The sequence below is a fragment of the Campylobacter sp. RKI_CA19_01122 genome (genome assembly GCF_025771325.1).
GTDB lineage: Bacteria > Campylobacterota > Campylobacteria > Campylobacterales > Campylobacteraceae > Campylobacter_D > Campylobacter_D lari_D.
Window position 1 is genome coordinate 130858 of sequence record NZ_JAKMPZ010000004.1, and the last position, 11329, is coordinate 142186.

At 28.1% G+C, this 11329-nt stretch carries 9 protein-coding genes; 8 read left to right on the forward strand and 1 reads right to left on the reverse strand.

Annotated features, from left to right (window positions below):
- Window position 1: 1 nt before the first annotated feature.
- Complete coding sequence (locus L8U37_RS03570) at window positions 2–2356, reverse strand: nucleotidyltransferase (RefSeq protein ID WP_263728608.1); 2355 nt, start codon at window positions 2354–2356, stop codon at window positions 2–4.
- 120 nt (window positions 2357–2476) lie between these two features.
- Between L8U37_RS03570 and mqnE the strand changes: the two genes are divergently transcribed.
- From mqnE to L8U37_RS03610, 8 genes are all read left to right on the forward strand, one after another.
- Window positions 2477–3541 (forward strand): aminofutalosine synthase MqnE, encoded by a 1065-nt coding sequence (gene mqnE / locus L8U37_RS03575; protein WP_133319349.1) that lies wholly within the window; start codon window positions 2477–2479, stop codon window positions 3539–3541.
- 8 nt (window positions 3542–3549) lie between these two features.
- The gene (locus tag L8U37_RS03580) at window positions 3550–4866 is read left to right on the forward strand and encodes an NCS2 family permease (RefSeq protein ID WP_263728609.1); all 1317 of its coding nucleotides are present in this window, start codon (window positions 3550–3552) and stop codon (window positions 4864–4866) included.
- A 9-nt stretch (window positions 4867–4875) separates the two neighbouring features.
- Window positions 4876–5316, forward strand: a complete 441-nt coding sequence (locus tag L8U37_RS03585) for a phosphoribosyltransferase (protein WP_133319347.1) — start codon at window positions 4876–4878, stop codon at window positions 5314–5316.
- A gap of 61 nt (window positions 5317–5377) precedes the next feature.
- On the forward strand, window positions 5378–7771 hold the full coding sequence (locus tag L8U37_RS03590) for a molybdopterin guanine dinucleotide-containing S/N-oxide reductase (RefSeq protein WP_263728610.1): 2394 nt from the start codon (window positions 5378–5380) through the stop codon (window positions 7769–7771).
- Window position 7772: 1 nt separating this feature from the next.
- A complete protein-coding gene (locus L8U37_RS03595; protein ID WP_133319345.1) occupies window positions 7773–8306 on the forward strand; it encodes a hypothetical protein in 534 nt (177 codons plus the stop codon).
- A 6-nt stretch (window positions 8307–8312) separates the two neighbouring features.
- Entirely contained in the window at window positions 8313–9470 is a 1158-nt protein-coding gene (locus L8U37_RS03600) for a hypothetical protein (protein ID WP_220566289.1), read from the forward strand.
- Window positions 9467–10207, forward strand: a complete 741-nt coding sequence (locus L8U37_RS03605) for a Tfp pilus assembly protein FimT/FimU (RefSeq protein WP_220566288.1) — start codon at window positions 9467–9469, stop codon at window positions 10205–10207. Before L8U37_RS03600 ends, L8U37_RS03605 begins: the two co-directional genes overlap by 4 nt.
- 79 nt (window positions 10208–10286) lie before the next feature.
- On the forward strand, window positions 10287–11329 hold a 1043-nt coding region (locus tag L8U37_RS03610; RefSeq protein ID WP_220566287.1), incomplete at its 3' end, for a cache domain-containing protein.

Genomic DNA, 11329 nt, shown 5'->3' on the forward strand with positions numbered 1-11329 from the left:
TTTACTCGCTTATTAGTGATTTAAGAATTTGATCTTTATGATCTTGCAAGCTTTCATTTTTATGCAAAATCAAAACATTTCGCGTTCTTTCTTTTATGGTTTGAATTTTTGCTGCACTTAAGATAATATCATATCTTGCAAGTACATCCATTACATAAGCCATTAAACCTTTTTGATCTTTTGTGTTTAAGGTTATTTTGGCATAGCTTTTGGAATAATTCATGTCTAATTTTAATTCATCTTTTTTAATGTTTGGTTTTTTTGCCTTTTTTTGTACTTTTAAATGCAATTTAGAATTAAGTAAATTTTCTAAACTTTGTTTTTGAGTATCGCTTACTATATCTGAATATTCAAATTTCAAATAAACTTTTTCATCAAATAATTCAAAAAAACTCATAAAGACTAAATTTAAAGAACTTAAAGTATTGAGTATATTTTCAAGATTGTTTTTTCTATTCATTATAAGCTCTAGGGTAAAATTATCTTGATTATCAAGCCAAAAAGTAAAATTTTCTTTTTGTGCAATTTGTGCTATTTTAATGATTTTTTCAAAACTATTTTTTATAAAAAAGAGATTAGATTTAATATGAGTGATATTATCTTGAGTTTGCTCATCAAGATCTAAAAAAGCCTTACTTCTTTTTAGAGTTTGTTCTTTTTTTACTCTTCTTTGGCTCTCATCAATTAAATTCTCATCCTCAAAGCCTTCTAGCGCATTTTGAAACAATCTTTCTAAACTTTTATAATAAAAATGATTTTCTATACCTAAAGCTTTAGCATTGCAAAAAGATAAAAGATGTAAGGTTTTTAAGGTATTTATATCATTTAATTTGGAAATAAAATTTAAAACAATAGTAGAATTATAAATATCTTCTTTTTCTATAATGTCTTTAAAAGCGTTAAAATTTTTATACAATCTTAAGCCAAAATCTAAAAGTTCATTATCAACTTGGAATTTTCCTACATAAGCCCTGTAAATATTTGCTAAAGAAATTTCATTTTCTTCATGAATAGCACTTAAAAGTATGGTAAGCTTTATTATTAGAAGTGTTTTTTTATCAAATTTGCAATCTTTTTCTTCAAAGTATTTTAAGCAAAGTAATGCTCTATCTAATGCGCTATAAACACCTTCTTCTTCGAGTAAAAATTTACTTTGAGTAAGAGGTTTGCAAAAATCTTTTAAAATATTAGCATCAGCAAGAAGTTTTAAAAGAGCAAAAGAATGCTTTCTTTCTAAAATTTTCTTGAATAATTCTAAATTTTCATCTTTATTTTCTGCTCTTTTTAATGCAAAAATGAGTTTGATATCAAAATTATAATCTTTATCATCTAATTTTAAAAGTCGATTGAGTATTAAATTTAAATTTTCATTTTCATCTGAATGAGTAAAAAAGTTATCTTGTATTTCATAAAGTTTATTTTCTTTATAATGTTTTTCTTGGATACATCTTGCTAAAAAATGTGTATAAATTCCACAAATTTGCATACTTTGCATTGCTTTTTGAATGAGTATGGATTTAAGATCTAAATTTTTCTTTTCTTTTTTATGCATTAAGTTGGCAAGTTCTTGTGAATTTTGTATTAAAAATAAATTTGTGTTTTTACCTTCTAAAAGATTCATTGCACATTTAAGTGAAAATAAAAAATCACTCGCAAGCTTAAATTCGCTAAATTCTTTTTCATTGATAAAATTAAGCATATAATTTTTGGGAGAATCTTTAAATAAAATATTTAAATTTTCTATATTAAGTTGCTCATCTAAACCGCCAAAATTTTTATTAATATCAAATTCTTGCTTGATTAAAGGTTGATAATAAGGGTTAAATTCTTGCAAGATTTTTAGAGCAAATTCTTCTTTTAACTCATCTTGAGCTTGGGAAATTTTTTCTTTGATTTGTTTAAATAAAATCTTAGAGCCACTAATATAGCGGTATTGTAAAATATTTTGTTTAAGCTCATTTTTAGCTATATTATAAAGTCCATTTATTTCACAAATTTGATAGTTAATGCTTAAACCAATATCGTTTAAAAAAGTAATAAATGCTTTCATTAAAGGCTTAATATTATAAGCTTTTATATCTTTATAAATGAGCAATAAATCAATACTTTCTTTTATGCTTAAATTCATTTTAGCATATTGTTTAATGGCGATAATACAAAAAGGAATTTTGTCATTATGTGGAAAAAAATCATCAAAAAAATCATTTAAAACAAGTTCATAAATATCTTCTATAAAACGATCAATCTCTTTAGAATGGTAAAAGCTAAAAGAGCCTTGCTTTAAAAAAAGTCTAGAACAATATGCCTCATAGTCTTTTAAAGAATTTTTTAATTTTTGAATTTTTTGCATATCCATTTTTGAAAATTATTCCTTGCTTTAAATTTTTGTTAAAATCATACCAAAAAATACTTTGTATTAAATTTTAAGTAAGTTAAAATTATAATTGTAGTTTAAAATTAAAAATATGGTAAGAATATGCAAACAATTATAGAAAAATTAGAAAATCAAGAAAGATTAAACGAAGAAGAGGCTAATAAACTTTGGGATTTAGAGCTTTTTACTCTAGCTAAATATGCACAAAAAATTCGTACTAATTTGCATGGCAAAAAGGTTTATTTTAATATCAATCGACATATTAATCCTACAAATATATGTGCAGATACTTGTAAATTTTGTGCTTTTTCAGCACATAGGAAAAATCCTAATCCTTACACTATGACACATGAAGAGATAATGAAAATAGTTGATGAGACAGTTTTAAGAGATACGAAAGAAATTCATATTGTTTCAGCGCACAATAAAAATACATCATGGCAGTGGTATTTAGAAATTTTTAAAATGATTAAAGAAAAATATCCATTTTTACACATTAAAGCTCTAACTGCTGCTGAGGTTGATTTTTTAAGTAGAGCTTTTGATATGAGTTATGAAGAAGTGATAGAAAAAATGCTTGAGTATGGTGTTGATTCTATGCCAGGTGGTGGAGCTGAAATTTTTGATGAAGAAGTTAGAAAAAGAATTTGTCATGGTAAGGTAAGTAGTGAAAATTGGTTAAAAATTCACAAACTTTGGCATGAAAAAGGCAAACAAAGTAATGCTACTATGTTATTTGGGCATATAGAAAGTAGAGAAAATAGAATTAATCACATGATAAGATTAAGAAATCTCCAAGATCAAACAAGTGGGTTTAATGCTTTTATTCCTTTAGTTTGGCAACAAGATAATAGTTTTATTACAGGTAAAAAGCCACTTGGCTCGGTGGAAATTTTAAAAACTTTAGCTATAGCAAGAATAGTGCTTGATAATATTAAAAATATCAAAGCTTATTGGGCAACTATGGGTATAAATTTAGCTATGGTGGCTCAAGATTTTGGTGCAAATGATTTAGATGGTACCATAGAAAAAGAAAGCATACAAAGTGCAGGTGGAGCAAAAAGTTCAAATGGCTTAAGTTTAAAAACCTTCATAGAGATGATTCAAAGTTCAGGTTATATAGCAATAGAGCGAGATAGTTTATATAATGAACTAAAAATTTATTAAGGATTAAAATGGATTTTTTTAAACTTAAAGAGCATAATAGCGATGTAAAAACTGAAATTTATGCAGGTATTGCTACCTTTTTAGCAATGATTTATATTATACCAGTTAATGCTAATATAATGAGCAATTCAGGTATGCCACTAGAAGCTTTAATCGTAGCAACCGCTTTGGTAACTATTATAGCTACTACTTTAAGTGCTTTTTTCTCTAATACTCCTGTGGCTATGAGTGTAGGCATGGGATTAAATGCGTATTTTACTTTTAGCGTGTGTAATACTTATCAAATTCCTTGGCAAAGTGCTTTGGGGGCTGTTTTTTTATCAGGTATTGTTTTTACTTTATTATCTTTTACTAATTTTAGAATTTGGGTTATAAAAAGCATACCAAATGATCTAAGAAAAGCTATATCAGCGGGTATTGGAACTTTTATAGCTTTTATGGGACTTGTGCAAATGGGAATTATCACCAAAAGCGAAGCAACTTTAGTAGGCTTGGGAGATTTTTCAAGCACTAAAGTGCTTTTTGGAATATTTGGTTTGTTTTTAGTTTTTGTTTTTTGGGCTTGGAGGATTAAAGCTGCTTTTATCTTAGCTGTTTTTGTAAGTGCTTTGTGTGCTTGGATTTTTGGTATTGATGGAGCTAGGTTTCCAGAACAACTTTTGTCGATGCCAGTTATAAACGGAGATAATGGCTTAAGTGCAATATTTGGTAAGCTTGATATTAAAGGAGCTTTAGAACTTAGTATGATTCCTATAGTGCTTACTTTTTTTGTTACTCAGCTTTTTGATAGCGTAGGGACAATCACAGGCGTAGGTTCAAGAGGAAAAATATTTGATGATCCAAAACAAGGTGATAAAAAACTAGGAAAAACTTTAGGAGTAGATGCTGTTAGTTCAGCTATGGGAGCAGTTGTTGGTACCTCTACTGTAACGGCATTTGTGGAGAGTTCAGCAGGAGTTGAAGCAGGCGGTAGAACAGGTCTTACAGCTTTAGTTACTGCTATATGTTTTGTTTTCACTTTATTTTTACTACCGGTATTTAAAGCTATTCCTGCAAATTCTATTTATCCTGTATTGGTTCTTGTTGGAGTTTTAATGTTTATGGAAGTTGCAAATATTAATTTTAAAGATAAAGCAATAGCTGTGAGTGCGTTTTTTATTATTATTATGATGCCACTGACTTATTCTATTACAACAGGTTTTGCTTTTGGTTTTATTGCGTATTTATTTATGCGTATTATGCAAAAAGAATTTGATAAAATTAATCTTGGAATTATCATTTTAAGTGCAATTTCATTATTGGTATTTTTATTACAATTTTTATAGGAAGTGATTATGTATTATTATGCTTATGAAGAATTTCAAAAAGAAATTATCCCTTTTACGCGCAAAATAAAAGAGGAATTTAATCCCGATGTTTTACTTGCTATAGCAAGAGGTGGTATGACTTTGGGCCATTTTTTAGCAGAAGGTATGGGTAATAGAAATTTATTTTCTTTAAATTCTATCCATTATGAAGATACTCAAAAATTAGATACGATTAAAATTTTTAATATTCCTGATCTTAGTTCATATAAAAAAGTTCTTTTGGTAGATGATATCATAGATAGTGGTGAAACTATGATAGAAATTAAGAGAGTCTTAAGTCAAAAGTTTCCTCATTTAGAGCTTAAAGTAGCAAGTGTTTTTTACAAAACTTCAGCATTATTAATCCCTGAATTTTATATTAAAGAAGCTAAAGAATGGATCGATTTTTTCTGGAGTATTAAAATTTAGTTTATTATTAGCTATAAATAATACAATATAATTAAATACTAAACTAAAAGGAAGGACAAACATGAGTTTAACAAGAAGAAAATTCTTAAAAGGTCTTGCTGCAACTTCAGCAGTTGCTTCCGTTAATCCTTTAATGGCAGCACAAACAAAATTTTACGATACTAAAAAAATTCCTCACGCAACTCACTTTGGTGCTTTTTGGGCTGAAGTAAATTCAGAAGGAAAAATAGTAAAAGTTACTCCACAAAAATCTGATAAACATCCTTCAGTAATAACTGATGCTATTATCGATAGAACTTATTCAGACACTAGGGTAAAGTATCCTTGTGTTAGAAAAAGCTTTTTAGAAGGTAAAAAAAGACCTAAATTAAGAGGTAAAGAACCTTTTGTAAGAGTAAGTTGGGAGAAAGCTTTAGAGCTTGTATTGGAAAAATTAAAAGAAACTCCTATTGAAAATTTATTTAATGCAAGTTATGGTGCATGGGGACATGTAGGTTTATTGCACAATTGCAACTCAGTAGCAGGAAGATTTTTTAATACCGCTTTAGGTGGCCATATTGGCACTGATGGCGAGTATAGTAATGGTGCTGCTGGTAAAGTAAATGCTAGCATAGTAGGAGATTTGGAAGTTTATTCTTTGCAAACTTCTCATGAAGTTATTTTGGAAAACACTCAGGTTTATGTTTTATGGGGAGCTGATCTTTATAAATGTAATCAAATTGATTTTAAAGTTGCAAATCGTGGTAATGATGATTATTATAAAAAATACAGCAAATCAAAAATTAAATTTATAACTATTGATCCTCAATATACTCAAACAGCAGAAATTTTAAATGCCCAGTGGATTAAGATTCGTCCAAATACTGATGTTGCTTTAATGCTTGGTATGATGAATTATTTATATAAAAGTGGAAAATATGATAAAAAATTCATTGAAAAATACACTGATGGTTTTGACAAATTCTTACCTTATTTGCTTGGAAAAACTGATGGTATTGATAAAACTCCAGCTTGGGCTGCAAATATTACCGGCGTTGAAGAAAAAGTTATTACTGCATTAGCAGATACTTTTGTAAAAAATAGAACCTTTTTAGCAGGTAACTGGGCTATGCAAAGAGCACACCATGGTGAGCAAGCTGATTGGACTTTAATGGTTTTAGCTTCAATGATAGGTCAAGTAGGCTTACCTGGTGGTGGATTTGGTTTTTCTATGCATTATTCAGGTGGTGGTCAAGCATTTTCAGGTGTAAGATTACCAGTAGGTTTACCACAAGGTAAAAATAATCTTGATACTAATATTCCTGCAAGTAGAGTTTCAGAAGCTATTTTAAATCCAGGTAAAACAGTTAAATTTAAAGGTAAAGAAATCACTTATCCTAAAATTAAACTCATGTATGTAGTGGGTGCTTCTGTATTGGGTCATCATCCAAATACAAATGAACTTATCAAAGCTTTAAGAACACTTGATACATTAATTGTACATGAGCCTTGGTGGACTCCTATGGCAAAAATGGCAGATATTGTATTACCTTCAACTACAACTTTAGAAAGAGATGATATTAGCTTTGGTGGCTCTTATTCTCAAGATTATGTTTATGCTATGAAAAAAGTAATTGAGCCTTATTTTGAAAGTAGAAATGACTATGATATTTTCGAAGAATTAGCAAAAAGAATTGGCGAGAGAGAGCATAAAAAATTTACAGGTAATAAAACAAAACAACAATGGCTTGAAGGTTTTTATGGAAGAAGTGATTGTCCTTATTATATGGAATTTGCTGACTTTTGGAAACAAGGTTTTATTCATTTTGAAACTCCAAAAGAAGCTTATAATTTTGTAAGACACTCTGAATTTAGAGCCGATCCTGTGGCAAATAAACTTGCAACAGAAAGTGGAAAAATCCAAATTTATTCTCCAAAATTTGAAAAATACAATTTAGATGATTTTAAAGCACATCCAACATGGTTTGAGCCTGCAGAGTGGCTGGGTAATGAAAAATTAGTTAAAAAATTTCCTTTCCATTTAGTAAGTCCACATCCAAGATATAGAGTGCATTCTCAACTTGATAATACTTGGGTAAGAGATTTGTATAAAATTCAAGGTAGAGAACCTGTGATGATTAATACAAATGATGCCAAAAAACTTGGTATTACCCACGGAGAAGTTGTAGAAGTATATAATGATCGTGGGTCACTTTTAGCAGGTGCTTTTGTAACAGATAATATCATGGAAGGAGTTGTTAGTATCCAAGAAGGTGCTTGGTATGACCCTGAAGATGTAAGCGATAGCAAGCCAAGATGTAATGCAGGTCATGTAAATGTTTTAACAAGCTCAAGACCAACTTCAACTATGGCTCAAGCAACTAGTGTAAATACTTGCTTAGTGGGTATTAAAAAGCTAAAAGAAGTTATAAAACCTTATAATTCAACTACACCACCAGAAATCATAGGAGCTTAAAATGAAGAAAATTATATTAACATTAACTTTTTTAGCTAGTGCTTTGTTTGCTAAAGATATGTTTATTTTTAATGAAAAAGTAGATCTTTTAGATAGTGCTAGTAAAAAAGTAGTAGGACAAATTTATGAAGGCTCTAAAGTGGAGCTTATAAAAGAAGAAGGCGAATACTCTTTAATTAAAGTCAAAGGTGAGGTTGTAGAGTCAAATCCAAAAAGCCTTGCTTATACCAAAGATGGAATTTATCTTTTACTTACTTTAAATGGTAAAAATGCAAGTAATGAAATGGAATTTTTAGTTAAAAGTAAAGATTTGACCGATCAAGAAATTCTTGCTTGGGATGAGATAGAATTAACTTATTATGATACTTGCACAAGTTGTCACGCAGCACATAAACCAAAAGAACATTTAATGGAAGAATGGGATGCATATTTATCTGCTATGCAAGGTTTTGCTAAAATCACTGATGCGGAAAAAGATAGAATTTTAAGATTTTTACAATCTCATGCAAGTAATGGGCCTGTAAAACTTGACTAATTAAAAATGAAAAGGTATTTATTAGCCGTTTTATTTTTTGATTTTTGTGCTTTATTATATGGTGTAAGCACTTTATCTATCAGCTATAATGAAGCACAAATTTATTTTTACGATCATAGCTTAATTGCTATGATTGCTAGATTTGGTACTACTCTTCTTGGACAAAATGATTTTGGATTAAGACTTCCGTTTGTTTTGTTGCATTCTTTAAGTTGTATTTTGTTGTATATTTTGGCTTTAAGATACACCAAAACTTCTTTTGATGCTTTTATTTCTGTTGTGCTTTTTATATTGCTTCCTGGTAGTGTAGCCAGTGCTTTACTTATCAATGAATCTAGCGTAGTAATATTTTTTACGCTTTTGATTTTGGTGCTGTTTGAATATAAAAAATTCTTTTTATTTTATATCTTGTTTTTTTTAGTTCTTTTTGTAGATGGAAATTTTGTAATTTTATATTTATCTTTTTTCTTTTTTGCTATATATAAAAAAGATAAATTACTTATTGCATGCTCTTTGATTTTATTTGCTATTGCAATGAGTATTTATGGTTTTGATGCAAGTGGAAAACCTAAAGGATATTTTTTAGATACTTTAGGTATTTTTGCAGCTTGCTTTTCACCTTTAATTTTTCTTTATTTTTTTTATGTTATTTATAGAATTCTTTTACAAGATGATAAACCTCTTTTATGGTTTATTAGTGCAACTACTTTCGTTTTTTGTTTGATTTTTTCTATAAGACAAAGACTTTTTTTAGAAGACTTTTTACCTTTTTGTGTAGTTTGTACTCCATTATTAGTTCGTTATTTAATGTCTTCTTATCGCTCAAGAATGCCACAATTACGCCTAAAATATAAAATTTTTATAGAATGCTCTTTAGTTTTTTTACTATTTTTTTATCTTGGTATTATTTTTAATCAAAGTTTTTATTATTTATTAAAAGATCCAAAAAAACATTTTGCTTATGATTATCATATTGCTAAAGAATTGTCTTTAAAGTTAAAACAAAGAAATTTTACACATATTTTCACTAAAGATAAAGAGTTAGCTTTAAGACTTAAATTTTATGGTATTTCCAAAGGTAAATTAGAACTTCATTCTAGTAAAAAAACTAGTAAGATATATGTTAGTTTAGGTAGGCATAAAATTTATTATTATATAAAATGAAACAAGCTTTTACTTTAATAGAATTAGTTTTTGTTTGTATTATATTATCTTTATTGTTTTCTATGGGGTATTTTTATTACAAACCTGACTATTTGCGTTTAGGGGCTGAACAAATTTTAAATGATATTAAATACACAAGACATTTAGCATTAATACAAAATGATTTTAGAGTAAAAGAATTTAATATTGCTAAACGAGAGTGGTTTAAAGCCAAATGGCAATTATATTTCATACGCTCAAAGTCAGCTACAAATAATGAACAAACTTATACTATTTTTTTAGATAAAAATGGTGATGGTAATGCAAATATAGGTAAAAACATGATTAATAAAGACAGAGAAATAGCTGTTGATTTAATTAATCCAAACTTATTGATGAACTCAGGACAAAGCGGAGTAATAAATCAAAATGATTCTAAGGCAAATTTAAAATATAATATAGAAAAAACATATGGTATTTCAAAAGTTTTGTTTGAAGGTGCTTGCAAGGGAAGTACGCGTTTAATTTTTGATGATTATGGTCGCTTATATACACCTTTGAAAAATGCTATGCGTCCTTATGATAAGCTCTCATCTTTTAATAATAACTGCATTATAAGATTATCTAATAAACAAGATCAGCATATATGTATAGTTATAAATCCTATTAGTGGTTATGCTTATATACCTAATTTTTCTTCACTAAACCAGCAGAGTATTATTTTAAATAATAAACAAATATTTTGTCATAATATATAATTTTTATTAAAATTTATTATTTTTTTGATAAAATATATTTACTAAAATACTTCAATTTAAATACAAAAAAAGGAGATACATGAATGCAAATACACAAATGAGTGTGAAAAATAAATTGTCCATTGTTGTTGGTGTTATTGTCTTTTTAGCTTTATCAATAATCACTATAATGGCATTTGTTTCTAGTAGAAATAATTTAATTTCAAACAGTAAACAAGCGAATGAAGATTATTTATTGATCACAGAAACTCAAGTAGAAGGATATGTTGATGGCTATATAGATATTTTACTTGCCATAAAAAAATACATTGATTCTTTGGGAAAAAATCAAGTTTTAAATTTTGATTCTATGGAGCAAATGCTAGGAGATGATTTAAAAATTTTTAAAGATGGATCAAATACTTTAGCTGTCTATGTTGGTTTTCCCGATGGAACTATGCTTGTAAGTGATACTGTTTCTGATAAAAAGGGGGTTAATTTTAGAAAAAGAGGTGGTGGAATTTCTTCTTATGATGATCCAAGTTACGATGCTACTTCTAGAGACTGGTATAAAGGGGCTATTGCAAATGATGGAGTGTTTATAAGTGATGTTTATGAAGATTCTGTTACAAAATTACCTAGTTTTACTTATTCTACCCCGATTAAGAAAAATGGTAAGTTGATAGGTGTTTTAGGTGTTGATTTACTACTAACATCTTTGCAAAAGACCTTTGAAAAACTTCCAGGAAATGTTTTTGTTTTTGATACAACAAGCTCTATTCCTTTTGCTTCAAATAATAAATCACTAATCTTAACTCAACATCCAAGTATAGAAGAGATAAAAAAATATCATCAACAATTTGGAGATTATAAAACATTTGAATATATAAGCGTTGATACACAAGAAGAAAGATTTGGAATTTGCGCTAATATAGATAATTCAAAAGCTAAAGTAAGCTATATTGCTTGCGCAACTCAAAAGCAAGATGAGTTGGAAATGTTGGTTTTAAAAGACGCATATAAGCAAATTATTTTTTCTATTATTATATTGTTTATTTCATGTTTTGCTATTTACTTTTTTTCTTCAAAATTACTATCCCCTTTACAAGCAATCCAAAAAGGTATCAATTCTTTCTTTGACTT